Origin of the sequence: Asticcacaulis excentricus (assembly GCF_003966695.1) — a bacterium.
Taxonomy (GTDB): Bacteria; Pseudomonadota; Alphaproteobacteria; order Caulobacterales; family Caulobacteraceae; genus Asticcacaulis; species Asticcacaulis excentricus_A.
Genome location: NZ_AP018828.1, coordinates 678,819 through 704,681 on the forward strand (window position 1 = coordinate 678,819; position 25,863 = coordinate 704,681).

24 protein-coding genes and 2 tRNA genes are annotated in these 25,863 nt (G+C 61.1%); 7 read left to right on the forward strand and 19 right to left on the reverse strand.

The features are described from left to right. On the reverse strand, positions 1 to 978 hold the full coding sequence (gene lipA, locus EM6_RS14210) for a lipoyl synthase (RefSeq protein WP_126423794.1): 978 nt from the start codon (positions 976 to 978) through the stop codon (positions 1 to 3). Positions 979 to 1,115: 137 nt separating this feature from the next. Between lipA and EM6_RS14215 the strand changes: the two genes are divergently transcribed. The 5 genes from EM6_RS14215 (at position 1,116) to EM6_RS14235 (ending at position 7,654) form a co-directional block, all read left to right on the forward strand. Beyond that, the gene (locus EM6_RS14215; RefSeq protein ID WP_126423795.1) at positions 1,116 to 2,042 is read left to right on the forward strand and encodes an alpha/beta hydrolase; all 927 of its coding nucleotides are present in this window, start codon (positions 1,116 to 1,118) and stop codon (positions 2,040 to 2,042) included. A gap of 137 nt (positions 2,043 to 2,179) precedes the next feature. Beyond that, a complete protein-coding gene (locus tag EM6_RS14220) occupies positions 2,180 to 3,736 on the forward strand; it encodes an AMP-binding protein (protein ID WP_126423796.1) in 1,557 nt (518 codons plus the stop codon). Between the two features lie 32 nt (positions 3,737 to 3,768). Continuing rightward, positions 3,769 to 4,182 carry a hypothetical protein gene (locus EM6_RS14225; RefSeq protein WP_126423797.1) on the forward strand — a complete coding sequence of 138 codons (414 nt, stop codon included), beginning with the start codon at positions 3,769 to 3,771 and terminating at the stop codon, positions 4,180 to 4,182. A gap of 63 nt (positions 4,183 to 4,245) precedes the next feature. Then, positions 4,246 to 6,321, forward strand: a complete 2,076-nt coding sequence (locus EM6_RS14230) for a TonB-dependent receptor family protein (RefSeq protein WP_126423798.1) — start codon at positions 4,246 to 4,248, stop codon at positions 6,319 to 6,321. A 1-nt stretch (position 6,322) separates the two neighbouring features. Next, the gene (locus EM6_RS14235) at positions 6,323 to 7,654 is read left to right on the forward strand and encodes a PepSY-associated TM helix domain-containing protein (RefSeq protein ID WP_126423799.1); all 1,332 of its coding nucleotides are present in this window, start codon (positions 6,323 to 6,325) and stop codon (positions 7,652 to 7,654) included. Positions 7,655 to 7,857: 203 nt separating this feature from the next. Here EM6_RS14235 and lpdA read toward each other — a convergent pair whose 3' ends face one another. From lpdA to rpmF, 8 genes are all read right to left on the reverse strand, one after another. Continuing rightward, the gene (gene lpdA, locus EM6_RS14240) at positions 7,858 to 9,258 is read right to left on the reverse strand and encodes a dihydrolipoyl dehydrogenase (RefSeq protein ID WP_126423800.1); all 1,401 of its coding nucleotides are present in this window, start codon (positions 9,256 to 9,258) and stop codon (positions 7,858 to 7,860) included. 14 nt (positions 9,259 to 9,272) lie between these two features. After that, a complete protein-coding gene (locus EM6_RS14245; protein WP_126423801.1) occupies positions 9,273 to 10,556 on the reverse strand; it encodes a pyruvate dehydrogenase complex dihydrolipoamide acetyltransferase in 1,284 nt (427 codons plus the stop codon). Positions 10,557 to 10,568: 12 nt separating this feature from the next. Further along, positions 10,569 to 11,912 carry a pyruvate dehydrogenase complex E1 component subunit beta gene (locus tag EM6_RS14250; protein WP_126423802.1) on the reverse strand — a complete coding sequence of 448 codons (1,344 nt, stop codon included), beginning with the start codon at positions 11,910 to 11,912 and terminating at the stop codon, positions 10,569 to 10,571. A gap of 6 nt (positions 11,913 to 11,918) precedes the next feature. Beyond that, positions 11,919 to 12,935, reverse strand: a complete 1,017-nt coding sequence (gene pdhA / locus EM6_RS14255; RefSeq protein ID WP_013480382.1) for a pyruvate dehydrogenase (acetyl-transferring) E1 component subunit alpha — start codon at positions 12,933 to 12,935, stop codon at positions 11,919 to 11,921. A gap of 263 nt (positions 12,936 to 13,198) precedes the next feature. Continuing rightward, entirely contained in the window at positions 13,199 to 13,513 is a 315-nt protein-coding gene (locus EM6_RS14260; RefSeq protein WP_126423803.1) for an FtsB family cell division protein, read from the reverse strand. Between the two features lie 194 nt (positions 13,514 to 13,707). After that, positions 13,708 to 14,985 carry a phosphopyruvate hydratase gene (gene eno, locus EM6_RS14265; protein WP_126423804.1) on the reverse strand — a complete coding sequence of 426 codons (1,278 nt, stop codon included), beginning with the start codon at positions 14,983 to 14,985 and terminating at the stop codon, positions 13,708 to 13,710. Between the two features lie 85 nt (positions 14,986 to 15,070). Next, positions 15,071 to 15,700, reverse strand: a complete 630-nt coding sequence (locus EM6_RS14270; protein WP_126423805.1) for an HAD hydrolase-like protein — start codon at positions 15,698 to 15,700, stop codon at positions 15,071 to 15,073. A gap of 72 nt (positions 15,701 to 15,772) precedes the next feature. Beyond that, positions 15,773 to 15,955: a 50S ribosomal protein L32 gene (gene rpmF / locus EM6_RS14275; protein WP_126423806.1), complete on the reverse strand. Its 183-nt coding sequence runs from the start codon at positions 15,953 to 15,955 to the stop codon at positions 15,773 to 15,775. Between the two features lie 282 nt (positions 15,956 to 16,237). Between rpmF and EM6_RS14280 the strand changes: the two genes are divergently transcribed. Then, a complete protein-coding gene (locus EM6_RS14280; protein ID WP_126423807.1) occupies positions 16,238 to 16,780 on the forward strand; it encodes a glycine zipper domain-containing protein in 543 nt (180 codons plus the stop codon). Positions 16,781 to 17,038: 258 nt separating this feature from the next. Here the strand turns inward: EM6_RS14280 and EM6_RS14285 are convergent. The 8 genes from EM6_RS14285 to EM6_RS14320 form a co-directional block, all read right to left on the reverse strand. After that, positions 17,039 to 17,115 (reverse strand) — tRNA-Pro (locus EM6_RS14285). Positions 17,116 to 17,375: 260 nt separating this feature from the next. Next, positions 17,376 to 17,452: transfer RNA gene (locus EM6_RS14290), tRNA-Pro, on the reverse strand. Between the two features lie 108 nt (positions 17,453 to 17,560). Continuing rightward, positions 17,561 to 18,085, reverse strand: a complete 525-nt coding sequence (locus EM6_RS17770) for a MerR family transcriptional regulator (protein ID WP_126423808.1) — start codon at positions 18,083 to 18,085, stop codon at positions 17,561 to 17,563. 22 nt (positions 18,086 to 18,107) lie between these two features. Then, the gene (locus EM6_RS14300) at positions 18,108 to 18,410 is read right to left on the reverse strand and encodes an integration host factor subunit alpha (RefSeq protein ID WP_126423809.1); all 303 of its coding nucleotides are present in this window, start codon (positions 18,408 to 18,410) and stop codon (positions 18,108 to 18,110) included. Between the two features lie 122 nt (positions 18,411 to 18,532). Continuing rightward, positions 18,533 to 19,513 carry a beta-ketoacyl-ACP synthase III gene (locus EM6_RS14305; RefSeq protein ID WP_126423810.1) on the reverse strand — a complete coding sequence of 327 codons (981 nt, stop codon included), beginning with the start codon at positions 19,511 to 19,513 and terminating at the stop codon, positions 18,533 to 18,535. 2 nt (positions 19,514 to 19,515) lie between these two features. Beyond that, positions 19,516 to 20,568, reverse strand: a complete 1,053-nt coding sequence (gene plsX, locus EM6_RS14310) for a phosphate acyltransferase PlsX (RefSeq protein WP_232037184.1) — start codon at positions 20,566 to 20,568, stop codon at positions 19,516 to 19,518. Positions 20,569 to 20,810: 242 nt separating this feature from the next. Next, positions 20,811 to 21,347 carry a YceD family protein gene (locus EM6_RS14315; RefSeq protein ID WP_126423812.1) on the reverse strand — a complete coding sequence of 179 codons (537 nt, stop codon included), beginning with the start codon at positions 21,345 to 21,347 and terminating at the stop codon, positions 20,811 to 20,813. Between the two features lie 3 nt (positions 21,348 to 21,350). Further along, on the reverse strand, positions 21,351 to 21,950 hold the full coding sequence (locus EM6_RS14320; protein ID WP_126423813.1) for a ubiquinol-cytochrome C chaperone family protein: 600 nt from the start codon (positions 21,948 to 21,950) through the stop codon (positions 21,351 to 21,353). Between the two features lie 115 nt (positions 21,951 to 22,065). Here EM6_RS14320 and EM6_RS14325 point away from each other — a divergent pair, with 115 nt between their 5' ends. Then, entirely contained in the window at positions 22,066 to 22,557 is a 492-nt protein-coding gene (locus EM6_RS14325) for an outer membrane protein assembly factor BamE (protein WP_126423814.1), read from the forward strand. Between the two features lie 312 nt (positions 22,558 to 22,869). Here the strand turns inward: EM6_RS14325 and EM6_RS14330 are convergent, their stop codons facing one another. Continuing rightward, complete coding sequence (locus EM6_RS14330; RefSeq protein WP_126423815.1) at positions 22,870 to 25,020, reverse strand: sodium-translocating pyrophosphatase; 2,151 nt, start codon at positions 25,018 to 25,020, stop codon at positions 22,870 to 22,872. Between the two features lie 232 nt (positions 25,021 to 25,252). After that, on the reverse strand, positions 25,253 to 25,663 hold the full coding sequence (locus EM6_RS14335; protein WP_126423816.1) for a hypothetical protein: 411 nt from the start codon (positions 25,661 to 25,663) through the stop codon (positions 25,253 to 25,255). Between the last annotated feature and the right edge of the window lie 200 nt (positions 25,664 to 25,863).

Below are 25,863 nucleotides of genomic sequence, written 5' to 3' on the forward strand. Positions count from 1 at the left end.
TCAGGCCCGCTTACCCGCCAGTTGCGCGTCACGCGCCGCGCGCAGACGTTCGAAATCTTCACCCGCATGGTGCGATGAGCGGGTGAGCGGCGACGACGACACCATCAGGAAGCCCTTGGCACGCGCGATCGACTCATAGGCCTTGAATTCATCGGGCGTGACGAAGCGGTCAATGGCGGCGTGTTTGCGCGTCGGCTGAAGATACTGACCGATGGTGATGAAATCGACGCCGGCGGAGCGCATATCGTCCATCACCTGCATCACCTCTTCCTTGGTTTCCCCAAGGCCGACCATGATGCCGGACTTGGTAAACTGCGAAGGGTCGCGTTCCTTGACGCGCTCCAGCAGGCGAAGCGAGTGGTAATAGCGCGCGCCGGGACGGATCTTCAGATAGTTGCGCGGCACCGTTTCGAGATTGTGATTGAAGACGTCCGGCTTGGCGTCGATGACGATTTCCGCCGCCCCGTCCTTACGCAGAAAGTCCGGCGTCAGGATTTCGACGGTGGTTTTCGGCGATTGCAGGCGAATCTGACGGATGACCTCGGCGAAGTGTGCCGCACCGCCATCGGCCAGATCGTCGCGGTCCACCGAGGTGATGACGACGTGCGCCAGGCCCATCTTGGCCACGGTCATGCCAACGCGGTTCGGCTCATCGGCATCGAGCGGCTGCGGCAGGCCGGTCTTGACGTTACAGAAGGCGCAGGCCCGCGTGCAGGTGTCGCCCATGATCATCAGGGTGGCGTGGTTCTTGGTCCAGCACTCACCGATATTGGGGCAGGCGGCTTCTTCGCACACCGTCACCAGCTTGGCGTCGCGCACGGTCTGGCGCGTCGCATTATAGCCTTCGGAGCCCGGCGCCTTGACGCGCAACCAGTCCGGCTTTTTCAGAATCGGGGTGTCCGGACGATTCTGCTTTTCAGGATGGCGCAGGTCAGGCTTGGAAACCGAGGCGTCGAGCCGGTTGATCAGGGTAACCATGGGGACACTTTAATAAGGAAACAGTCCGTCCCTAATTGGGCTTTTTGCCCGCCATTATCAAGCCAAAAGGCCTTGTCCCTTATAACATAGGGTAACAGGGGATGGCCGAACAGCGGAATCTGGCCTAAGCTGGCCCCATGTTCACCGTCCGTCCGCTGTCGCCTTCCCTGTCCCGCCGCTGGTTACTGGCCGGTGCGGCGGCCGGCATAGGCGCTACGCTGGCGGGCTGCACGCGCACCGAAGGCCCGGACCAGACGGGTGTGGCCTTTACCGACTCGCAGATCCCTCCCGGCCTGTCGCCCGACGCCTATCCGCCCGCCGGGTTCGTGTGGAGCGGTTTTAAATTCGCCACCCTGCCCGAAGCGCGTTACGGTGTCGCCGCCCCCCCGCTCAATCCGCGCGGGCACCTGCTGATCCTGGCCGATGCTCGCTATCCCGCCGAAGTCTATTTCGGACTGGCGCAACAGGCGGTGTTGGATAAGCTGAGCGTATGGCTTTTCGAAGCGCCGGGTCAGGGCGGATCAGGCAAGTATCTGTTGCAAAATCAGGATATTGTCCTGCCCGACTTCAGACACCCCATTAAGGCCGCTGAGGCTTTCGTGACCGAGGTCATTCGCCCTTTGCCCGCCAAGCCTCTCTATCTGTTCGGGCACGGGTCGGGGGCCCTGACGGCGCTGGCCATGGATGCCCGCAACTGGCCGCTGCGCGGGGTGCTGGCCTATGCACCGTGGGACGCCTCGCAATCGGCCTCACCCGCCGAATGGCACCGCGAAGACGAACCCGCCGATGCCTGGGGCAAGGTGGCGCATCGCTGGCGCATGGCCAATCCCGATCTGCGTCGCGTCCACCTGAGTGAGGGTTGGCTCAAACAGGTGGAAGAGGCGCGCCGGGCGCTCAGCGGCTTCCGGCTGGAGTTGGGCCGTGCCTCCGCTCCTGTGATTGTGGCCGGGACAGGCGATCTCAAGGCGCTGTGTGGCGGGCGCACCCCCTGCGAGGCGAAACCCGTTGCCCGCGAAGAGGAATTAGGGCCCGTTTTTGAGACCTTTTTGAGCTTTGGCGCCTGACATAACGACCCCCTCTCAATTATTTGAACAATGTTCAATTGACTTGTGGCGCGTAGGCTCATAGGGTGTAACCAGAATTGATCGGCAGCCGCAGCGTAATGACGGCCCTTCAAGCCGGTCAAAGGGAGTGATCGCGCATGGTGCGCCCTTTTGATGTCGAAGCCGAAACGAAATCCCTGTTCGACGCGCTTCTCGACGCCGCAGAGAAACATGGCAAGTCCAAGCTCATTATAGAGGATCAGGACCGCCAGCCTTCGGACTATAATGAATTTATCCTGCGCACCTTCGTGCTGGCACGCCTGTTTGACAAGGCGCTGAAGAAGGAAACGCGCATCGGCCTGATGCTGCCGACTTCATTGGGCGGGGCTCTCAGCTTCTTTGCCCTGCACGCCCACGGGCGCACGCCGGTAATGATCAATTTCACCGCCGGGCCAGCCAATATCAAGACGGGCTGCCTGACCGCCAAGGTCAAGACGGTGATTACCTCGAAGCGCTTCGTGCAGCAGGCCAAGCTGGAAGATCTGGTTGAGGCCATGGGGCATTTCGTCCGCATCCTCTATCTCGAAGACCTGCGTAAATCCCTGTCCCTGCCGGACAAGCTGTACGGACTGGCGGCCTCCAAACTGCCGCGCCGTTTCGCCCACAAGGCCAAGCCCTCTGACATCGGCGTCATCCTGTTTACGTCGGGCAGCTTCGGCACGCCGCGCGGCGTGGTGCTCACCCAGGCCAATCTGGTGCTCAACTGCGCCCAGATCGCCGCCCATATCGAGTTGAAGCCGGAATGGGTGTGCTTTAACCCCATGCCGATCTTCCATTCGCTGGGCCTGACCGGCGGCCTGATCCTGCCGCTGTTGCAGGGGATGCGCAGCTTTCAGTACCCGTCGCCGCTGCACGTCAAGCAGATCCCCGGCCTGCTCAAGGAAACGAAAGCGTCGCTGCTGTTTTCGACCGACACCTTCCTCAACCAGTACGCCCGTCAGGCGCAGCCGGACGATTTCTCGACCCTCGCCTTCGTGGTCTGCGGGGCAGAAAAGGTACGCGACGAAACGCACAAGCTGTTCAGCGAACAGTACGGCCTGACCGTTATCGAAGGCTATGGCGTCACCGAAACCTCGCCGGTTCTGGCGGTCAATCTGCCGACCGACAATCATTACGGCACGGTGGGCCGCGCCCTGCCCGGTATGCAACTGCGCCTTGAAGTGGTCGAAGGCATCCCCGAAGGCGGACGCCTGCACGTCAAGGGCCCGAACGTCATGGCCGGTTATATCAATCTCGAAACGCCCGACGTCATCGAAGCGCCAAAGGACGGCTGGCACGACACCGGGGATATTGTGTCCATCGACCGCCACGGCTGCATCCGCATCCTTGGCCGCGCCAAGCGCTTCGCCAAAATCGCCGGGGAGATGGTCTCGCTGACCGCCGTTGAGCGGTTGGCCGAAGAGGTGTGGCCGGACCATCGTCACGCCGTCGTGTCGCTGGCTGACGACAAGAAGGGTGAGCGCCTGGTGCTGCTGACCGATCATGCGGCGGCGGACCTGTCCACCCTGTCTGATCAGGCAAAGGAGAAGGGTGTCCCGGCGCTGGCCATCCCCAAAAAGCTGGTCAAGGTCGAGTCGATTCCCGTCCTCGGTTCGGGCAAGACGGACTATGTCACCCTGCAAAAGCTGGCAGAGGTCGTGGCCAACGCCGCTTGACAGCCGCGACACGCCAGGGTTAAGGCGAAAACATGGCCATAGCCCGCACCCTTTCTCACGGCACAAAGGCCGGAAGCGAAACCCGCTTCTGGACGCTGATCGCTGTGGTCATGGGCCTGCTGGTTCAGGTGCTGTTTCCGCCGCACCTTCTGGCGGCATCGCGCGACGGGTCTGGCTTTGTCCTGTGTAACAGCCCGGTGCCGGTGGTCGATACGACCCTCAGTCAAGCCGTCGCCAAGGACAAGGCCGAAAAGGCCACTCAGGGCCTCAAATGCGCCGATTGCGTGCTGGCAGGCCTGACCGGACTGCCGCAACCCGACCTCACCGTCGTACCCGTCGTCTATACGCAAAGCCTTGCCGCGCTGACGCCCGCCTCGGATGTTGAGCAACCCAAGGCCCGCGCCCCGCCGCGTCCGCATTCCTGCGGCCCCCCACACCTCGTCTGATCGCTTTTCCGCTCAGCGTGCGTCACGCGCGCTGATACCTTGTGCTTTCAGACAGGTTATTTCATGAAAACCCGTATATTCGCGCTGTGCCTCAGCGCTTCCGGCCTCGCCCTGTGCGCCGCCCTGCCCGCTTTTGCCGCCCCCATCGCCTCCGACGCGGATGACATCCCCACCGTCATCGTCACCGGCCGCCTCAATCCTGAAGACCCGTCCGCCGTGCGCGACACCCGCGCCAAATTGTCGCGGACACCGGGTGCCGTATCGGTCGTCGCCTCCGAAACCTATGGCAACAGCTATGCGGTCGGAATGTACGACACGCTGAAAAACGTCTCCGGCGTGTTCGCCCAAAAGAAATTCGGCGAAGACAGCCGCTTCTCTATTCGCGGCTCCGGTATCGGTAACTCCGCGCACAATCGCGGCTCGTGGCTGTCCATTGACGGCGTGCCGGTCAATCAGGCCGACGGCTCCGGTGATTATCAGGAGATCGACCCGCTGTCGGCGCGCTATATCGAAGTCTATAAGGGCGGCAATGCCCTGCGCTTCGGCGGGGCGCAACTGGGCGGGGCGGTCAACTACGTCACGACCAGCGGCCGCAATGCCGGTTACCGCACGCTGGTGCGGCTGGAAGGCGGCAGTTTTGGTACCACCCGTGGACAGGTCGCCTATGCCGATGTCATCGGCGATTACGACCTCTATCTGTCGGCCAGCACCGTCCATGCCGAAGGCTGGCGCGACAATTCCGAACAGAACGGTAAGCGCGTGACGCTGAATATTGGTCGCCGCTTCGGCGAAGGCCGCTCGCTGCGCTTTATTTTTCAGGGCAATGACCTGGATCAGCGCATCGCCGGGGCTCTGACTCTCCAACAGGCTCTGACGACGCCCAAGGTGACGACCGCCGCCAACTATCCGCTGCTGCGTTACGGCCGCAACGTCAAATCCGCGCGCAGCACGGTGCAGGGCGACTGGCAGATCAACGACAACTGGCGCGTCGAAGGCGGCGTCTATGCCGCGTGGAAGCACCTCATCCACCCCATCTCCATCTATATTGACCAGCAATATCAGAACTATGGCGCCTTTGCCCGCCTCGACGGTCAAGGCACAGTGGGCGGCAAGCGCTACGACGTCTTTGCCGGGGTCAATTACCGAAGCGGCAATATCGACGCCCATACCTTTGCCAACAGCAATGGCCTGCCCGGCACACTGTCTGGTAACGCGGTGCAGAATGCCCAGAGCTGGGATGTGTTTGCCGAAGGCCGCCTGTTCGTCACGGAGCAACTGGCCCTGATCGCCGGCGGTTCCTATGGCTGGACCCGGCGCGACTACACCAACTATCTCAATACGGCCAACAATGCCGACAAGGATTTTGACTGGTTTGCGCCGCGCATCGGGCTTCTGTGGCAAAACGCCAGCGGTCAGCAGGTGTTTGCCAATATCACCAAATCGGTCGAAGCCCCAACCTATGGCGCTCTGGTGCAGACGCCCCTGCCGCAGTTCACCAGCGTGCGACCGCAGGAGGCCGTGACGGCGGAAATCGGCACGCGCGGCCGCTCGCAACACCTGACCTGGGATGTGGCGCTGTATCGGGCCGAAATCGACGGTGAGATGCTCAACTTCATCGTGTCGCCCGACATTCCCGCCGCCACCTTCAACGCCCAGAACACGATCCATCAGGGGCTTGAAGCCGCGCTCGACTGGCGCATCGGCAGCATCAGCAACTGGGCCGTCATGGCGCGTCAAACCTATACCTGGTCGGATTTCAAGTTCGATAATGACAAGACCTATGGCAATGCCCACCTGCCCATCATCCCCGAACACTACTACCGCGGCGAACTGGCCTTCAGCTCAAAGAACGGCTGGCGCATCGCGCCGTCGGTGGAATGGACGCCGTCGGATGTGTGGGTCGATTACGCCAATACGCAAAAATCACCGGGCTTCACCGTCTGGAACCTGTCGGCCTCCAAAAAGGTCAATGACGGGCTGGAAGTCTTCGTCGAAGGGCGCAATCTGAACGACACGCGCTATGTGTCGAGCGTCACGGCGGTGACCGACTTCACCAAGGTCGCGGCCAGTTCGCGCTCGGCCTTCTGGCCCGGCGAAGGGCGTGCCGTGTTCATCGGCTTCAAGCTGACGGGGCAGTAGCATGACCAAGGCGGCGAACGACACGGTTCGCCGCCAGATTATCGACTACCGGATGATCTGGCGGTGGCACTTCTATGCGGGGCTGGTGTGCATCCCCTTCCTCGTGATCCTGTCCCTGACGGGGCCGATCTATCTGTTCAAGCCCCAGATCGAGGCGGCGATCGACCGCCCCTATGATCAGGTAGGTCGGGCGGGGCGGGTTCAGCCCCTGTCTGTGCAGGCCGAAGGCGCACTGGCGGCCTTTCCCAACGCGCAGTTTCAGTCGGTCGAAGTCCGGCCGGATGTGACCGACGCGGCGCGCGTCACGCTGAGCGAAAATGGCGAACGGCTGCGCGTCTATGTGCACCCGGAAACCCTGACCGTGCTGAAATCCGTGCCCGAAGAGGCGCGGTTTATGAATGTCGTCAAAACCATCCATGGCGAGTTGTTTGCCGGACTGTTCGGCACCCTGCTGGTCGAAACGGCAGCGTGCTGGGCCATAGTGATGATCCTTACCGGCCTCTATCTGTGGTGGCCGCGGGGCACAAAAGGTCCGGCCGGAGTTCTGTGGCCGCGCCTTGAGGCTAGGCTGTTCTGGCGCGATCTGCACGCGGTGACGGGTCTGTGGGTGTCATTTTTCGCGCTCTGTCTGCTGCTTACCGGCCTGCCGTGGACGACCGTCTGGGGGGCCGGTTTCAAGGTGGTGCGTCAGGCGGTGATCGCTCAGTCGTCCAAACCCGACTGGTCCACCAGCCGCGCAGCGGACAAGGCCAGCGAGCACGACAGCCACGGCCACGGCAGTGCGCAAACCGGAGGCGCGGTCGATCTGACGCTTCTGGACCATATGGCGGGCGAACTGCGCGCTGCCGACCTGCCGCCGCCGGTCGTGCTGATGGCACCGGCCAAGGGCAAGCCGTGGCAGGGCGTCTCCCAGACCCAGAACCGGCCCAAGGGCGTCACCGTCACCTTCGATCACATGGGTGACGTGGCGCAGATCAAGACCTTTGGCGATAAGCCGCTGATCGACCGGGTGTTCGGTGTGGGTATCGCCCTGCACGAGGGCCAGTTGTTCGGCGCGCTCAATCAGGCGCTGGGGGTGCTGACCGCCGCAGGGCTTTTGACGCTATGCGTTTCGGCGGTGATGATGTGGTGGCGACGGCGACCGGACAAAGTCACACTGGGCGCGCCCAGCCGCCTGCCCGACGAACGGCTGGGCACGGGACTGGGTCTGCTGATACTGGGCCTTGCCCTCTTCCTGCCGATGATGGGGCTATGCCTGATCCTTGTGGCCCTGATCGAGCGATGGGTGCTGAGACGTATCGGCCCTGTCCGCGATTGGCTGGGATTGACGTGATGAAACGTAGGTTGCAAAATAAAACTAAATTTAAATTGCGTTTTGAAATTATAATTTTTCCAATAAAATCAAAAAGCCCGCTCTGCTTCAGAGCGGGCTTTTTTACGCTTGAAAGCGAAAAATTTCGACGGACCGCCCCAAGAAATTTTTCACAATACGGCGAAGGGGGTACATGGGGGAAACCTGTTTCCCCCATGATGGTCCTACAAATTGATCATACGACCGTCGGCATCCAGAGACGCTTCGAGGATGGCCTCCGACATGGTCGGGTGCGGGAAGACGGTCCCTTGCAGGTCCTCTTCCGTCGCTTCCATGGTGATCGCCAGACAGAAGCCCTGCACCATTTCCGTGACATTGGCCCCGATCAGGTGGGCCCCCAAAAGCGCGCCGGTCTTCTTGTCGAAGATGACCTTGACGAAACCGCCCGGCTCACCGGCAGCAATCGCCTTGCCATTGGCCTTGAAGGGGAAGCGGCCGATCTTGACGTCCAGACCCTTTTCCTTCGCGCCCTGCTCGGTGATACCGACCGAGGCGACTTCCGGCGTGGCGTAGGTGCAGCCCGGAATCGGCGGATTGAGGTTCGACAGCTTTTTGCCGGCCATGTAGTCGGCCGCGTGGACGGCTTCGTGAGAAGCCTTGTGCGCCAGCCAGGGCGGCCCGGCGCAATCGCCGATGGCGTAGAGGCCCTTCACATTGGTCTTGCCGTGGCTGTCGTTCTTGATGTGACCGCGGTCCATCTCGACGCCCAGCTTTTCCAGACCGAGGTTTTCGGTATTGGCCACGATGCCGACGGCCACGATGCAGCCTTCGGCCTCCAGCGTTTCGGCCTTGCCGACGACCTCGACCGATACCTTGACGCCCGCAGAGGTCTTTTCGACCTTGGTCACCTTGGCCCCCAGACGGAACTTGAAGCCACGCTTTTCAAAGGCCTTCTGGGCCTCAGCGGATACTTCCTTGTCCTCGACCGGCAGGATGCGGTCCATAGCCTCGACCACGGTGACATCAGCGCCCAGCGAACGATAGAAGGAGGCGAACTCGATGCCGATAGCGCCCGAACCGATCACCACCAGCGACTTCGGCATGGCCTTGGGCGTCAGGGCGTTACGATAGGTCCAGATGCGTTCGCCGTCCGAAACCGCGCCGATGGCCGGGATTTCACGCGCACGCGCCCCAACCGCCAGCATGACGTTCTTCGGCTCGATGACCTGTTCACCGCCCTTGTTCAGCTTGACGCGCACCTTGGGTGCATCCTTGCCGGGCTCCAGCGTGGCGAAGCCCTCGATCACATCGATCTTGTTCTTCTTCATCAGGTAGCCAACGCCGCCATTGAGCTGCTTGGCGACGGCGCGCGAGCGGGCGATGACCTTTTCGAAGTCGAAGCCCGGCTTTTCGCCGGTCAGACCGTAATCACCGAGGTGATTGATCTTGTCGAACACTTCGGCCGACTTGAGCAGGGCCTTTGTCGGGATACAGCCCCAGTTGAGGCAGATGCCGCCCAGCAATTCACGCTCGACGATGGCGACCTTCAGGCCGTTCTGAGAGGCGCGGATGGCCCCTTCGTAACCGCCGGGACCGGAGCCGATAACAACCAGATCATAAGACATGTTGAATCAACTCCTTAAGCCAACATTTTAATCGGGTCTTCGAGAAGGCCCTTCAATGCGGTAATGTACTTGGCACCGACCGACCCATCGACCACGCGGTGATCGCAGGTCAGGGTGACGGTCATGACGGTGGCGACCGCCAGTTGGCCGTTCTTGACGACCGGGCGTTGTTCACCGGCACCGACCGACAGGATGCAGCCCTGCGGTTCGTTGATAATGGAGGCGAACTGCTTGATGCCGAACATGCCGAGGTTGGACACCGAGAAAGTGCCGCCCTGGAACTCTTCGGGCTTCAGCTTCATATCGCGGGCGCGCGCCGCCAGATCCTTGGTTTCCTTGGCGATCTGAGCCAGAGACTTGGTCTCGGCCTTGCGGATGATCGGGGTGATCAGGCCACCGTCGATGGCCACGGCCATAGCGATATCGGCATTGTGGTGCATGGCAATGCCTTCGGGGGTGAAGGAGGCATTGGCTTCCGGCACCTGCTTCAGCGCCAACGCCACCGCCTTGATGACAATATCGTTCACCGAGACCTTGATACCTTGCGATTCCAGCGCCGTATTGATCTTGGTGCGCGCCGCCAGCAGGTTGTCGAGTTCGATATCGACGGTCAGCGGGAAGTGCGGGATGTCGCGGAAGGATTCGGTCAGGCGGCGGGCGATGACCTTGCGCATATTGTTGAGCGGGACGAGATCGTAGGACCCCGCCGGAATGCCCAGTTGCTCAAGGGTCTGTACCTTGCGCGGCTCAGCCGCTGCGGTGGTCGCCGCCGGGGCGGAACCGGCCTTGCCGGTGCCCGAAGCCAGAGCGGCTTCGATATCGCGCTTGATGATACGACCGTGCGGGCCGGTGCCTTTCAGCAGCTTGAGATCGAGCTTATTGATCTCGGCCAGACGACGCGCCAGCGGCGAAGCCGCCACGCGCACCCCACCCGAAGCGGCCGGGGCTGCGACGGGGGCGGCGGCCACAGGGGCCGGAGCCGCGGCGGGCTTCGGCGCTTCGGCGGCTTTCGGGGCCTCAGCTTTAGCCTGAGTCTGGGGCGCCGGAGCCGCCGAACCGCCCTCACCCGCTAGGCGCGCGATAGGGGTGTTCACCTTCACGCCTTCGGTCCCGGCTTCGATCAGGATGGCCTCAACCACGCCCTCATCGACGGCTTCGACTTCCATCGTCGCCTTGTCGGTTTCGATTTCGGCGATCACGTCACCGGCGGACACAGTGTCCCCGACCTTGACGTGCCACTTGGCCAGAATGCCCTCTTCCATGGTGGGCGAGAGCGCCGGCATCAGAATATCGGTCATGTGTGGCCCCTCTTACTTGTACGAGACTTGCTTGACCGCGGCGATGATCTTCTCAACGCTCGGGACGGTCAGGGCTTCGAGGTTGGCGGCGTAAGGCATCGGGACGTCTTCCTGATGCACGCGGGCGGGCGGCGCATCCAGATCGTCGAAGGCTTCGGCGGTGACGCGGGCGGCGACTTCGGCACCGATGCCGCACGGGCCCCAGCCTTCTTCGACGGTGACCAGACGGTTGGTCTTCTTCACCGAGGCGACGACCGTGTCAGTGTCCAGCGGACGAAGCGTGCGCAGGTTGACGACTTCAGCGTCGATACCCTCTTCGGCCAGCTTCTCAGCCGCCTTGAGCGCAAAACCGACCATGCGCGAGTGGGCGACGATGGTGACATCCTTGCCCTCTTTCTGAATCTTGGCCTTGCCGATAGGCAGGACGAAGTCTTCGACATCGGGGATTTCAAACTCGTTGCCGTACATCATCTCGTGTTCAAGGAAGACGATGGGGTTCGGATCACGGATGGCTGCCTTCAGCAAGCCCTTGGCGTCAGCGGCGTCATAAGGCGCAATGACCTTCAGGCCTGGAACGTTGGCGTACCACGCCGAATAGTCCTGCGAGTGCTGGGCGGCGACGCGGGCCGCGGCACCGTTCGGGCCACGGAAAACGATCGCCGACTTGATCTGACCACCCGACATGTACAGCGTCTTGGCCGACGAGTTCAGGATGTGGTCGATGGCCTGCATGGCGAAGTTGAAGGTCATGAACTCGATGATCGGCTTAAGACCGGCCATGGCCGCCCCCGAACCGATGCCGGCAAAGCCCATTTCGGTGATCGGCGTGTCGATAACGCGGCGGTCGCCAAATTCTTCGAGCAGGCCGCGAGAGACCTTGTAGGCGCCCTGATACTGGGCGACTTCCTCACCCATCAGGAAGACGCGGTCGTCGCGGCGCATTTCTTCGGCCATGGCGTCACGCAGCGCATCGCGCACCGTGATCTTGACCATCGGCGTGCCTTCCGGGAACTCCGGATCAGCCGCGGGCTTCGACACAGGGGCCGCCGCCGCAACCGGGGCTGCGGCTTCAACAGAGGCCACAGGGGCCGCTTCGGCCTTGGGCGCGGGCGCGCTTTCGCCACCGGCCAGACGCGCGATCGGCGTGTTGACCTTGACGCCTTCGGTGCCGGCTTCGATCAGGATGGCCTCGACCACGCCTTCATCGACGGCTTCGACTTCCATCGTCGCCTTGTCGGTTTCGATTTCGGCGATCACCTGACCGGCGGAAATCTCGTCACCGGCCTTGATGTGCCACTTGGAAAGGGTGCCCTCCTCCATGGTCGGAGAGAGAGCGGGCATAAGAATGTCGGTCATCTGGGATCAGGCCTCAAGATAAACGTCGGTGTACAGTTCGGACGGATCGGGTTCGGGGCTGGTCTGAGCGAACTCGACGGCCTCCATAACGATCGCCTTGATTTCATTGTCGATGGCCTTGATTTCGGCCTCTTCGACACCCGCCTGCTCCAGCATCGTCTTGATATGGTCGATCGGGTCGCGGGTCGTCTTGACCTCATCGACCTCTTCCTTGGAACGGTACTTGGCCGGGTCGGACATGGAGTGACCGCGATAGCGGTACGTCTTCATTTCCAGAATGTAAGGCCCCTTGCCTGAACGGGCGTATTCAGCGGCGCGCTCAGCGGCTTCCTTCACCGCGAACACGTCCATGCCGTCCACGGTTTCGCCGGGGATGCCGAACGACGCGCCGCGCTGCGACAGGTTGGTCGTCGCCGAGGCGCGGGCCAGAGCCGTGCCCATGGCGTATTCGTTGTTTTCGATCACATAGACGACCGGCAGGTTCCACAGCTTCGCCATGTTGAAGCTTTCGTAGACCTGACCCTGGTTGGCCGCACCGTCACCGAAATAGGTGAAGGAGACATTGCCATTGTTGCGGTACCAGTCGGCAAAGGCCAGACCCGTCCCCAGCGACACCTGAGCGCCGACGATGCCGTGACCGCCGAAGAAGCCGGTTTCGATGTCGAACATGTGCATCGACCCGCCCTTACCCTTCGACGAGCCGCCGATACGGCCGGTCAGCTCGGCCATAACGGCCTTGGGGTCCATACCGGCGGCCAGCATGTGGCCGTGGTCGCGGTAACCGGTGATGACCTGATCGCCGTCGATAGAGGCGGCTTCCATGCCCACAGCGACGGCTTCCTGACCGATGTACAGGTGGCAGAAGCCCCCGATCAGACCCATGCCGTAGAGCTGACCCGCACGCTCTTCGAAGCGGCGGATGAGAACCATCTCACGGTAATATTTCAGGAGTTCGTCTTTGGAGACATTGCGTTTGGCGGAACCCGTCGTTCCGGTGTCAGTGGCCTTGGCGGCGCGCGCCATGGAAACCTCCCTGGGGTTAATCGTGCCGCTCGCGCCTTACCCGCAGGCAGAGACGTTCGCAGCCGGTCAAAAAGACGTTCGAGCGCGCACCGGCATAAAAAGGCCGGCCGCCCATAGAGGGGGATGCAGTCAGTTTCGGTGATCCCGTGGGAAAATCCGGCAGCAGGGCCACCGGAATCTCAGGGTTCGTCAAAAACCGCCTGAATTCACGTCAGGACTTCTCTTAGGCAAAGCCCAGGCTGACGTAAAGTCCCCTTGCGGACTCAGGAATTGCGCGCAGGGGCGATGTGATCACGGATCACGTATTCGTTAGGGGCATTGAGCCCCAGGAGAACGCGGGCGCGTTCTTCAAGCAATTCTTTGGAAAGATTATCAGTTCTCAAATAACGGGCGCGGGCTTCAAGGTCCTGCCGCTCAGCGGCAAGATCAGCCAGAAGCTTTTGCTTTTCGGCCAGCTCAACCTGACGGGTTTCCTGCGAAAAGAACCCTTTATCGCCAGTCAAATACTGTACGCCGCAGTAGGTCAGAAATATAGCGATGATCGCGGTAGGCAAATAAGGCCTCAGTTTCTGAATCACAACTTTCGCCCCTTCTGGACGGACCACATTGACAGGAGGGATTTTTGGCCGCGTCGGTTTAACAAACTGTTACCGAACATGTCACTTCAACTGAAAGAATTTATCATAAAACGCGAGCGGCGCAGGATACCTGCGCCGCTCTTTTTGGCAGATTTGTAAAAAACGTCCCAGCCGGTGAGAGACCGGTTCCGGTTTTAGCTGCGGATCACCGAAAGACCCGCATAGACGGCTTCGTCGTCGAGGATCGATTCGATGCGCAGGAGCTGGTTGTACTTGGCCAACCGGTCCGAACGCGCCAGAGAACCCGTCTTGATCTGACCGCAGTTCAGCGCCACCGCCAGGTCGGCAATGGTCGAATCTTCGGTCTCACCCGAACGGTGCGACATCACCGAGGTATAGCCCGAACGGTGGGCCATATCGACGGCGTCCATGGTTTCCGACAGGGTGCCGATCTGGTTCACCTTGACGAGGATCGAGTTGGCGAGGCCTTCGACAATGCCGGTTTCCAGACGGTTCGGATTAGTCACGAACAGGTCGTCGCCGACCAGTTGCAAACGGTCGCCCAGACGCTCGGTCAGCAGCGCCCAGCCTTCGAAATCGTCTTCCGACATGCCGTCTTCGATCGAGCAGATCGGGAACTTGTCGGCGAGGTTTTCGAGATAATCGACCATCTCTTCGCGGCTGAGGACCTTGCCCTCGCCTTCCAGATGGTATTTTTCGTCCTTGAAGAACTCGGTCGAGGCCACGTCGAGCGCCAGCCAGAAATCTTCACCGGCCTTGTAGCCCGCCGCCGCACCGGCATCGACGATGAATTGCAGGGCCACCTCGGCCGAGGACAGGTTCGGCGCAAAGCCACCTTCGTCACCGACATTGGTGTTGTGGCCAGCGGCCTTGAGCGCCGATTTCAGGCTATGGAAGATTTCCGCGCCCATACGCAGGGCTTCGGAGAAGGTTTCGGCACCGGCCGGAACGATCATGAATTCCTGAATGTCGATGGGGTTGTCGGCGTGCGCGCCGCCATTGATGATGTTCATCAACGGCACGGGCAGGACGCGGGCCGACAGGCCGCCGACATACTTATAGAGCGGCAGGTTGACCGAAGCCGCCGCCGCCTTGGCCACGGCCAGCGACACGCCGAGAATGGCATTGGCCCCCAGACGGCCCTTGTTCTCGGTGCCGTCGAGATTGATCAGGATCTGGTCGATGTGACGCTGATCGCGGGCATCGAGGCCGCTCAGGGCCTCATAAATTTCGCCATTGACCGCGTCCACGGCCTGACGCACGCCCTTGCCCAGATAGCGGCTCTTGTCACCATCGCGCTTTTCGACGGCTTCGTGCGCGCCGGTGGAGGCACCCGACGGCACAGCGGCGCGACCGAAAGCGCCGTCTTCGAGGGTGACATCGACCTCAACGGTCGGATTGCCGCGCGAGTCGAGGATTTCACGAGCAACGATATCAATAATGGCGGACATGGCAATCTTCCCTGAGGGGTTTGAAAAACGAGGGTTGCTTAGCAAGCGCGCCCAAGCCTGACAAGCCCGCCACGGGGAATGCGTCTCATATATTGAGTATATCGGCGGGCTTCGCGAAGACGTGATCGGGCTTTTCGCTCAGCAGACTGTCTTCGTGGGCATAGCCCCAGGTCACGGCCCCGACGGCAATGCCCACCTTACGCGCCGCCTCGATGTCGCGCAGTTCATCACCGATGGACAAGGCCTCGGTCGGTTTCGTCTTGAAGGCCTTGAGCACGGTCTTGAACTTGGCCGCCTTGCCAAACAGCGACGATCCACAGGAATAATGATCAATCAGCGTGCTCAGTTCGCTGCCCAGAACGGTACGTACATTGTCGGCGTCATTGGAAGTCACCACCACCACGGTCACGCCGCGCGCCTTCAGGTCGCGGATCACCTCAGCGATCCCGTCGAACAGCACGATTTTTTCGATCTGCTGGTTTTGCAACCTCTGGGCATAGGTGGCAATGGCCGGCAGTTTGAGCAGCGGCACCTTCAGACGCTTCAGCAGCTCACGCGGCCCCAGACGGCGCAGTTCGTCAAGGTGCGAGCGGTCCGGGTTCTCAAAGCCGAAGCGTTCGGCCAGATGATCGAACACCTCAAGGAACCACGGAAACGAATCGGCCAGCGTGCCGTCGAAATCGAAGATCACCAGACGATAGGGATAGGGGGGCATGAAAGGCCTTCCGGAATCAAAAACGCGGCACCTGAGGCGCCGCGTCTTTATATCTTCGGTCGATAAAGGCGGTTAGTCCTTTTTCGGCGTAATCACCTGACGGCCCTTGTAGATGCCGGTCTTCAGGTCGATGTGGTGCGGACGGCGCAGTTCGCCGGTGTCCTTGTCTTCCACATACGAGTTGGCGCCGAGCGCGTGGTGCGAGCGACGCATGTTGCGCCGCGAGGGGGATACTTTCCGCTTAGGTACGGCCATGTCCGACTCTCTTTTTCAAGTGAGGCTCGATAAGCTTTTACCCAAGCCTTTCAAGCGTAGAATGATGTGTTGACCGGTTGTTCGTCCGGTCGGAAGGCGCGCCTTATGCCTCAAGAGCGCAAAAGGATCAAGGGGTCTGATGCAATAAATCTTGTATCGTCCGCGACCTGACGTAATGACGCTTATAAATGCGGCGCATTTCCGCCGCAATCCATTCAGATGCCGTTCAGCTTGGCGGGTGCTCAATGGCGTCATCCCACGCATATATCCTCAGGTGGCATTATGAAACCCTCCTTTTTTCAACGGCATCTGCCGCTGGCCCTGATCGGGGTTGGCCTTATCGGTCTGGCCGCCCCTACTCTCGCTTCGGCACAAGGCTATGACGGCTATTGCTATCAGCGCAAATCCAACTCCACCGCCACAGGCGCGGTGATCGGCGCTCTGGCCGGAGCGGCCATCGGCAACGGTTCCTCGCATCGCTACGACCGCGGCGGCAATACGGTCGCCGGGGCCGCCTTAGGCGCCGTGGTCGGCGGAGCCTTGGGCAATGCCTCGGTCGATTGCCACGATGGCCGCTACTATTCCTATGAACGCAGCGGCTATTACGACCCGCCGCCCCCGCCGCCGGGCTATGGCGTCGTCTATTACGAATCGCGACCGCGCTATGATGGTTATTATGTTTATCGCGAGCGCTATTACGGCCCACGCTATTATCCGGCCCCGCGCAGCTATTACTACCGCGACCGCTATGACCGGTACGACCGCTATGATCGTTATGAGCGTCGCGAACGGGAATATTATCATCATCGCCGTGAGCGATGGTAAAAGCGTTCCGTCGAATGCGTAGGAGTAGACAGGATTGATGCGCCGCGTTTTAACGCGGCTTACCCTTCGGGCGCCTTCGGCGTCCATCGCCCTTTCGGGTCGATGTGGCTCCGCTACGCTCCGCCGCGTCTGCGTGTGATCAAGAGGGCTTCGCTTCTTGATCATCACTCGCCGTCGAACCTCTCACGGTTCGAATGCATATCTTCGGCCCAAAAACAAAACAGACGGTCCCATAAGGGACCGTCTGTTTTGTTTTGATGGTCGGGGAGACAGGATTCGAACCTGCGACCCCCTGCTCCCGAAGCAGGTGCGCTACCAGGCTGCGCCACTCCCCGATAAAGAAGGCATCCCTTTAATAAGGGATACGCACACGCCCGAAACCGGTCGTCTGCGTCTGGAGGCCGCTCTATACGGAAACGCCGGAACTCACGCAAGCCTTTGCCGTCAAAAAAATGCAGTATGTTGGGGAGAAACGAGAGGATAGCCGCGGAGAACAGGCCTTACGAAATCTGTGCCCCTTCGCGGTTCGGAACCTGGAGCGGAGACCTTAAACACATAAGGGCCGCCCCGAAGGGGCGACCCTTATGTGTTTAAATGGTCGGAGCGACAGGATTCGAACCTGCGACCCCTTGACCCCCAGTCAAGTGCGCTACCAGGCTGCGCCACGCTCCGACACCTCTTCGCAGAGGCCTCCCCTGGTAAGGAGAACGCGGCTTATAGAGAGGAATAAAGCGGCCTGCAATAGGCCAGAGACGTTTTCCACCGCTCACATGCGGCGGATCAGAGCCCCTTGAGGCTGCGCAGCATGGTTTTTTGCGCGTTTTCGAGGCTTTGGGCGATGGCCAGAAGCCGCGTGCGCGTCTCTTCGCTCAGGCCGCGAACGACCGGCAGGGCCGACATTTCCTCGAAATCAAAGGCCGGTTCGGCACTGTCGGCCATGACTTTGCGCGGTAAGGGCGGCGCGGATACGACCTCCATCGGCGCCTCGTCCGGCTCAGCGTAACCCTCCGCCGCCGGGATAAAGGCCGTGCTGCCGCCCTGCCCGGCCGACAGAAGCGCCTTTTGCCCCTCATCCTTGTACAGCTTCTGCACGCCGCGAATCGTATAGCCGCGATCGTGCAGCAGCACCTTCACCCCCATCAGCAGGTCAATATCCTGCGGCCGATAGAAACGCCGCCCCCCGGCGCGCTTGGTCGGACGGATAAAGGTGAACTTGGTTTCCCAGAACCGCAGCACATGCTGGGGCACGCCCACCGCGTCAGCGGTTTCGGAAATGGTACGAAAGGCGAGAGGCCCCTTGGACACGTGTACTGGCCTTTTTTACGACTTATTCGCCGACACCGGCATCGACGCGCGCCTTCATGATCTGCGAAGCGCGGAAGGAGATGACCTTGCGCGGATCAATGGCCGCCGGCTTACCCGTCTTGGGGTTGCGCCCCACGCGAGCGTTCTTTTCGCGGACCTGAAACACGCCAAAGCCCGACAGCTTGACCGTCTCGCCCTTTTCCAGCGAATCAATGACCAGATCGAGGGTACGCTCGACCAGCGCGGCGCATTCCTGACGCGGCAGGCCCAGTTCGTTGTGCACCGCTTCGAACAGTTCGGCGCGGGTCAGGGTCGTGGCTTTCATATCTAATCCCCTCCGGAATGATCCATCAGAGGGAACCATACGCATTTTCCCGTTCACGTCAAAGGGTTGGACGCGGCTTGTCATCAAATAAATGAGATTTTCGTCTCAATATACGGTTAGCCCTACAGGCGGATCGCCGCCGCCGCCCAGGTCAGGCCGCCGCCCAGCGCTTCGATCAGCACCAGATCGCCCTTTTTGACCCGTCCATCCTGTATCCCCGCATACCAGGCCAAAGGAATCGAGGCCGCTGAGGTGTTGGCGTGTTCAGCCACGGTCGAGATGACCTTCTCACGATCCATCCCCAGCCGGTCAGCCACGCCGTCAAGGATGCGCTGATTGGCTTGGTGCGGGATGAACCAGTCCACGGCCTGATGGTCGAGCCCCGCCTTGTGGATGGCCGATTCGGCGGCTTCGGAGATTTTCTGCACGGCGTGCTTGAACACCTGATTGCCCTGCATGCGAATCTTGCCGACGTGCTGCCCCGAATTAAAGACCCCGCCATCGACGTACAGAAGATCGGTCTTCGAGCCATCGCATTGCAGGTCAAAGCTGAGGATGCCCGTATCCTGCGCCGTGCCATTACCTTGCACGGGCTCCAGAACCACGGCCCCGGCCCCGTCGCCGAACAGGATGCAGGTCGAACGGTCCGTATAGTCGAGGATGCGGCTCATCACCTCGGCCCCGATGACCAGCGCGCATTTCGACAGGCCGCGCGCGACAAACCCATCGGCCACGCTCAGGGCATAGACGAAGCCCGAACAGACCGCCTGCACGTCGAAGGCCGCGCCGCGCGGCACGCCCAGCTTGGCCTGAACGATGGAGGCGGTGGACGGAAAGGTCATGTCCGGCGTGGTGGTGGCGACGATGATGAGGTCTATATCCTCGATCGTGCGCCCCGCTGCCTTAAGAGCGATCTTCGCCGCTTCGACGGCCAGATCGCTAGTCAGTTGGGTATCGCCCGCCTTGTGACGCTTGCGGATACCGGTGCGCGCCACGATCCATTCGTCCGTGGTATCCACCATGCGGGTGAAGTCCTCGTTAGAGAGGACCGTTTCAGGCAGATAACCGCCGACGCCGGTTACCGCCGTACGTGTTACGCTCATGCTCAGGATACCTTTTCATCCGCCATCTGCGGGGGTTGCGGCGTTTCGGGCGATGCGATGTGCGCCTCGCGAACGTGGGCCAGCGCCTTGCGGATGTCCGTCGCATAGGCACTGGCGGCCAGCGAAATGGCGACGCTTACGGCATTGGAATAGGCCCAGGCCTCGGCCCCGCCGTGGCTTTTGACGACAATGCCGTTGAGCCCCAGAAGCGGGCCTCCATTGGCCGCACCGGGATCGACCGTCTTGGCCATAGCCCGCAGCGCCGGCGCGGCAAGAAGTGCCCCAAGCTTGGACAGCAACGAGGAGGTCAGCGCGTCCTTGAACAGGTTTTTGACGAACTTGGCGGTGCCTTCGGCGGTTTTCAGCGCGATATTGCCCGTAAAGCCATCGGTGACGACGACGTCCACCGTGCCCTTGCCGATATCGTTGCCTTCGACAAACCCGTAGTAATTGATGCCGTCCACGCCTTCGCGCAGAATACGGTGCGCCTCACGCACCTCTTCATGGCCTTTGACGTCCTCGGAGCCGACATTCAGCAGGCCAACCGTGGGTTTATCCTTGCCGCGCACAGCGCGGTGGAAGGCCGTGCCCATAACGGCGAATTCGATAAGCTGATTGGCGTCGGAGGTCACGTTGGCCCCGACATCGAGCACCGTTCCCATGCCGCCCTTGGCGTTCGGCCACGAACAGGCAATCGGCGGACGCTCAAGGTCCTCGGTGATCATTTTGAGGATCATCTTCGACAGCGCCATCAGCGCACCGGTATTGCCGGCCGAGACGACCGCGTGGGCCGCACCGCTTTTGACCGAGGAAATGGCCATAAACAGGCTGGTTGTCCGACGACGCAGGGCCTGAGCCGGCTTTTCGTCCATCGCCACCGACTGATCAGTGTGGACAATGGTGGCGACGGCCTTCAGTTCCGGACATTTGGCCAGTTCCGGCGCAATCAATGCCTCATCGCCGTGCAGCAGAAAGCGCAACCGGCCCGAACCGTCGCGCTTCAGCGCTTCTGCCGTACCCGGCACAGTCACACGGGGGCCATGATCGCCGCCCATGGCATCGATTGCGATGACAACTGTGCCCTCAGGGGCGACGCCTATGCCTCCCACAGGCGTTTCGGACGGCGAAATAGGATCAGGGGAAGACAAGGGACGCTCTAAGACCTCACAGAGATGCCAGGGTCGCCCTTATAGACCCTCTGACGCACGGCCGGAAGGTGGAAATAAAGCGAGTCCCCGAGGCGGCGGACGATAACGCCCCCGCCGAACTTATCAAGATGCTTTTTCAGATCGCCCGTTCAGGCGTCATCGCCCTTCAGGCGCGACAGCACGGCGAAAGGCGACGGCTCCTTGGGCTGATCCGGTTCCTCGAACACGGCACCGGGCTTGCGCGCAAAGGGATCATAGGCTTCCCCCAGCGCTTCGATGACGTATTGACCGACATCGATTTGACCATTGACCGCCACATCGGGCACATCAAGGTCTTCGACGCTCAGTTCCGTCTCTTCGTCGTCGGTCTTGTTTTTACGGGCCTGCGCCACCACCACGACGTCGATGCGCGCCGCGATCGGGTGACGGAAGGGATCGAGCGTCACGCCGCATTCCTGCGTCACTTCACCGCTCAGATCGACATCAACGATCACCTCATCGCTACCCGGTGACTTCCGGCCCTTCGTCGTGATCCTTGCCGTCAGCGCGTGCAGTTCGATCATGCCGAAGTTTTCGGCGATCAGCGTGCGGCGCGCCTCATCGGCCGTCAGGGTCAGATCGAGCCCGCGAAAGGCCTCGTCAAAGCGCACAATGTGCGTCCACAGCGGGGCATCGGCTTCGGTCATGGCTCAGTTCTCCTTGGTATTTAAACGCGATACATCCGGCCAGTTTACCTCACCGGCCAGCAATTTGTCTGCGCGCACCTGCGTGCGGACCTCATTCATATAGGCGCTCAGGCCCGCCGCCCACAGAGGGGCCTGCGGGTCCGGGTCTTCATCCGTGGCATAGACGGTGCGCAGCAGGTAATCGGCCTGCGCGGCGGTCGCGTCCTCTGCGCCCGCCTCGTCCCAGATTTCGTTCCAGCGCACCAGCCGCGTATAGACCTGCTGGCTGAGCTTTTTCATCTTTTTCGGCACGGTCAGGTCGCCCACCCCCTGTTCGCGCAGCGTATCGTCCAGCGCCAGCAGCAGCGAATCGAACAGGGCCTGAGAGGTTTCGCGATAGTGTTCGTCGTCCGATTTCAGGCGGTTGATCAGCAGGACGACATGCAGCACCAGAAGCTCGAATCGCGCACCGATCTCATCCTTCACGCCATAATCGGTATAGAAAACGACCTGACGCGACTGCGCCACAGCCGCCGCATAAAGGGCTTCGCCGGCCACGCGCGTCGGATTGGGCTTTTTCAGACCCAGACTTTCGCCGAGCGAGCTGAGGAATTTGTCGAGCATTTACGTCCCCGTCTCCGTTTGCGTTCTTGCCAAGCCGGAATATTTATGGCCTTCATTCGGCCCCAAGATTGCACTAAACAGTCTGGCACCCAAGGTCAAACCCGAACGGAACCTGATGATCAAGCCGTCCACCCTTCTGGCTCTCGCCGCCGTTGCCGCCGCCGCTTCCACGCTTGGCGCCTGCGCCCCCAGCGTTTCGCGTCAGGGCTATCTCGCCATCGAAGCCAATCCCGCCACCGACATCAAGGTGGGTGAGGACACGCAGACCAGCGTGCGTACCAAGTTCGGCTCCCCGTCTCAGGTCGCCACCTTCGACCCCGGCGTGTGGTATTATATCACGCAGACGACCTCGAAAATGACCTATAAGCCCGCGACCCTGACCTCGCGCAGCGTCACCATCGTCGAATTCGACAAGGAGACGCAGGCGGTCAAAAACGTAAAAACCCTGTCGCTGGCCGATAGCCGTGACATCGCGCTGAACCCCAACAAGACGCCAACCCGCGGCCGTGAACTGACGGCTCTGGAACAAATCCTCGGCAACGTCGGCCGTCAGACCCTCACCAACGAAGAAGACACCAATCCGGGCGGCCAGCGCCGCCGCGAATAGTCGTTACGCGATTTCTGAAATTCAAAACCCCTCCGGAGGCGTCTCCGGAGGGGTTTTTTGTTTCTCCACAGATAGGGATGTAGGGGCACCCTTCAGGGAAACCACAGATTACACAGATTTCACAGATTATGCGTTTCAAATCGCCCGCGACCGCTTCCAGAAGCTCCACGGCGCGAAGCGCCAATCTGTGAAATCTGTGTAATCTGTGGTTCTCAAAAACGACGCAAATCCCGCAATCCTGTTACAGATGCGAACCTATCTGTTGCCATCTGTGGAGAGAGCGGCGCTCACGCGAACGCCGCTCTCCAGTGATCAGGCTACATGCGCCAGCACAGCCAGCAGCAACAAGGCAACGATATTGGTGATCTTGATCATCGGATTGACCGCCGGGCCCGCCGTGTCCTTATACGGATCACCCACCGTGTCGCCGGTCACCGAGGCCTTGTGCGCCTCAGAGCCCTTGAGGTGACGCACGCCGTCCTTATCGACAAAGCCATCCTCGAACGACTTTTTGGCATTATCCCAGGCCCCGCCGCCCGACGTCATCGAAATGGCGACGAACAGGCCCGTCACGATCACCCCCAGCAGCATGGCCCCCAGCGCCTCAAAGGCCGGGACCGCGCCGCCTATGGCATAGACGATCCCAAACAGGACCAGAGGCGACAGGACCGGCAACAGTGACGGCACGACCATTTCGCGGATGGCCGCCTTAGTCAGCATATCCACGGCGCGGCCATAGTTGGGCTTGGACGTCCCGGCCATGATGCCAGAATCTTCGCGAAACTGACGCCGCACCTCTTCGACCACGGCCTGCGCCGCCTTACCGACCGCCGTCATGCCCATGCCGCCAAAGAGATAGGGCAAAAGGCCGCCGATCAGCAGGCCCACCACCACCCACGGCGAGGACAGGGAGAAGGTCAGTTCCCCCAGCCCCTCAAAGAAGGAGCCCGGCGCGGCATTGGCCGCGAAATATTTGAGGTCCGACGTGTAGGCGGCAAACAGAACCAGCGCCCCCAGACCCGCCGAACCGATGGCATAGCCCTTGGTGACGGCCTTGGTGGTATTGCCCACGGCGTCCAGCGCGTCAGTGGTGTGGCGCACCGCCTTGTCGAGGCCCGCCATTTCGGCGATCCCCCCGGCATTGTCGGTGACCGGCCCAAAAGCATCCAGCGCCACGATCATCCCGGCCAGGGCCAGCATGGTGGTGGTGGCGATGGCGATGCCATAGAGCCCGGCCAGCAGGTAACAGCCGATAATGCCGCCGACGATGATCAGGGCCGGAATGGCCGTGGCTTCCATCGAAACGGCCAGCCCCTGAATGACATTGGTGCCGTGCCCGGTGACCGAGGCCTGCGCGATCGACACCACGGGCCGCTTACCCGTACCGGTGTAGTATTCGGTGACGACGATAAAGCCTGCCGTCACCGCCAGCCCGATCAGACCGCACCAGAACAGGGTCAGGCCGGTAAAGCCCGCCGGGGCTCCGGCATAGGTGATGGGCGTATCGAAGCCGATCACCAGTTCGATCACCGCCGCCAGCGCGCCGATGGACAACACACCGGTAACGATCAGGCCCTTATACAGGGCGTTCATAATATGGTTGTCCTTGCCCAGACGGACAAAGAAGGTGCCGACGATAGAGGTGATGATACACGCGCCGCAGATGACCAGCGGCAGCAGCATCATCGGCCCGACCAGAGCCGTGCCCGCAAAAAAGATCGCCCCCAGCACCATGGTGGCCACCGTCGTCACGGCATAGGTTTCAAACAGGTCCGCCGCCATGCCGGCGCAGTCGCCGACATTGTCGCCCACATTGTCGGCAATGGTGGCCGGGTTGCGCGGGTCGTCTTCGGGGATGCCCGCCTCGACCTTGCCCACCATGTCGCCGCCGACATCGGCCCCCTTGGTGAAGATACCGCCGCCCAGACGCGCAAAAATCGAGATCAGCGATGCCCCAAAACCCAGGGCCACAAGGGCGTCGATCACCGGACGGCTGGTGCCTTCAAGGCCCAGAACGTCCGTCAGGATGAAGTAATAACCCGCGACGCCCAGAAGCGCGCCCGAGGCAACAAACAGGCCCGTCACGGCCCCGGCCCCGAAGGCGAGGTTCAGCCCCTGTTGCAGACTGTGCGAGGCGGCTTCGGCGGTACGCACATTGGCGCGCACCGAAATCAGCATCCCGGCAAAGCCCGCCGCCCCGGACAGGACCGCGCCAATCAGGAAGCCAACGGCGGCATAGGTGCCCAGCACCAGAAAAGCGGCGATGAAGATGACCACACCCACAATAGCAATGGTCGTATATTGCCGCTTGAGATAGGCCCCGGCCCCTTCCTGAATCGCCGCAGCGATTTCCTGCATCCGGGCATTGCCCTGTGGTTTTTTAAGCAGACTGAGGGTCTGAACGACCCCGTACACCAAACCTAACACGCCAGCCGCTATGACCAGCCCTATCCATGACGTCATACCAAACCCCTGTCGTTATCTGTTGTGGCGCGCCGGGTGACGCGCGTGCCGGGCAGGCACGTCCATACCCCTCCCGGCAAGATCAGGAGAGTGCCGCAACTTTCAGACAGGTGCAAGTTAGGTAATTGCGAAAGTAATCGCCGCAAAATGTCGCACATTTATTGCACCGCAACCTGTATTCAAACTTCACAAACCCGTGAACACTTGCGGTATAAGCGGTGGCGACACACCGTCAGTTCATCAACTTCTTGGGGTTTTGCGCCAGTATTTCCAAGGTTTCGATATTTCCCGCCCCGGCGATCTTGGTAAATTCCGGGATCATCACCTTTTTGAAACGCGCCTCGTCCAGCGTGTCGCGCTTGTTCGGCAGCGCGAAACTTTGCTTGTGCGCTGCACGGATCAGAAGGTCGCGGAAATAGGGTTCCTTGAGTCGCAGCGCATTGACGTCGGCCTTGGCCGTCAGGTTGATGCGCAGGGTCACAAACAGGTAGTTGATGACGCGGCCATTCTCGGTGACCGGCAGGGCCACGGGGGCCAGCTTGACATAAGGCTCACCGCCCTCCTTCTTGGCTTCGGAAGCCAGTGCGGGCATGGCGAAGGCGCACAGGAGCGTGCTGAGCAAAAGGCGTCGGGTCTGGGTCATGGCCTGAATTTAGGCGAAAACGGTTTAGAAGCCGTTTAGGGGCTCTGTGCAGATGGTTTTGAGAAACACAGATTACACAGATTTCACAGATTATACGTTTCAAATGGCAAGCGATCGCTTCCGCGTGCTCCACGGCACGAAGCGCCAATCTGTGCAATCTGTGGTTTCTCTAAAAAAGCTTGGCACACATGCGGGGCATC

Bases quoted from the DNA above. Each gene is read 5' to 3' on its own strand.
- plsX (WP_232037184.1), bottom strand. From the start codon at position 20,568: ATGGGCGGCGATCATGGCCCCCGTGTGACTGTGCCGGGTACGGCAGAA.
- pdhA (WP_013480382.1), bottom strand. From the start codon at position 12,935: ATGGCGCGCGCCGCCAAGGCCACTGACACCGGAACGACGGGTTCCGCC.
- EM6_RS14280 (WP_126423807.1), top strand. From the start codon at position 16,238: ATGAAACCCTCCTTTTTTCAACGGCATCTGCCGCTGGCCCTGATCGGG.
- EM6_RS14245 (WP_126423801.1), bottom strand. From the start codon at position 10,556: ATGACCGATATTCTGATGCCGGCGCTCTCGCCCACCATGGAAGAGGGC.
- eno (WP_126423804.1), bottom strand. From the start codon at position 14,985: ATGTCCGCCATTATTGATATCGTTGCTCGTGAAATCCTCGACTCGCGC.
- EM6_RS14225 (WP_126423797.1), top strand. From the start codon at position 3,769: ATGGCCATAGCCCGCACCCTTTCTCACGGCACAAAGGCCGGAAGCGAA.
- EM6_RS14315 (WP_126423812.1), bottom strand. From the start codon at position 21,347: ATGACCGAAGCCGATGCCCCGCTGTGGACGCACATTGTGCGCTTTGAC.
- EM6_RS14320 (WP_126423813.1), bottom strand. From the start codon at position 21,950: ATGCTCGACAAATTCCTCAGCTCGCTCGGCGAAAGTCTGGGTCTGAAA.
- EM6_RS14235 (WP_126423799.1), top strand. From the start codon at position 6,323: ATGACCAAGGCGGCGAACGACACGGTTCGCCGCCAGATTATCGACTAC.
- EM6_RS14330 (WP_126423815.1), bottom strand. From the start codon at position 25,020: ATGACGTCATGGATAGGGCTGGTCATAGCGGCTGGCGTGTTAGGTTTG.
- EM6_RS14270 (WP_126423805.1), bottom strand. From the start codon at position 15,700: ATGCCCCCCTATCCCTATCGTCTGGTGATCTTCGATTTCGACGGCACG.
- rpmF (WP_126423806.1), bottom strand. From the start codon at position 15,955: ATGGCCGTACCTAAGCGGAAAGTATCCCCCTCGCGGCGCAACATGCGT.
- EM6_RS14230 (WP_126423798.1), top strand. From the start codon at position 4,246: ATGAAAACCCGTATATTCGCGCTGTGCCTCAGCGCTTCCGGCCTCGCC.
- EM6_RS14220 (WP_126423796.1), top strand. From the start codon at position 2,180: ATGGTGCGCCCTTTTGATGTCGAAGCCGAAACGAAATCCCTGTTCGAC.
- EM6_RS14325 (WP_126423814.1), top strand. From the start codon at position 22,066: ATGATCAAGCCGTCCACCCTTCTGGCTCTCGCCGCCGTTGCCGCCGCC.
- EM6_RS14215 (WP_126423795.1), top strand. From the start codon at position 1,116: ATGTTCACCGTCCGTCCGCTGTCGCCTTCCCTGTCCCGCCGCTGGTTA.
- lipA (WP_126423794.1), bottom strand. From the start codon at position 978: ATGGTTACCCTGATCAACCGGCTCGACGCCTCGGTTTCCAAGCCTGAC.
- EM6_RS14305 (WP_126423810.1), bottom strand. From the start codon at position 19,513: ATGAGCGTAACACGTACGGCGGTAACCGGCGTCGGCGGTTATCTGCCT.
- EM6_RS14300 (WP_126423809.1), bottom strand. From the start codon at position 18,410: ATGAAAGCCACGACCCTGACCCGCGCCGAACTGTTCGAAGCGGTGCAC.
- lpdA (WP_126423800.1), bottom strand. From the start codon at position 9,258: ATGTCTTATGATCTGGTTGTTATCGGCTCCGGTCCCGGCGGTTACGAA.
- EM6_RS14250 (WP_126423802.1), bottom strand. From the start codon at position 11,912: ATGACCGACATTCTTATGCCCGCTCTCTCTCCGACCATGGAGGAGGGC.
- EM6_RS14335 (WP_126423816.1), bottom strand. From the start codon at position 25,663: ATGACCCAGACCCGACGCCTTTTGCTCAGCACGCTCCTGTGCGCCTTC.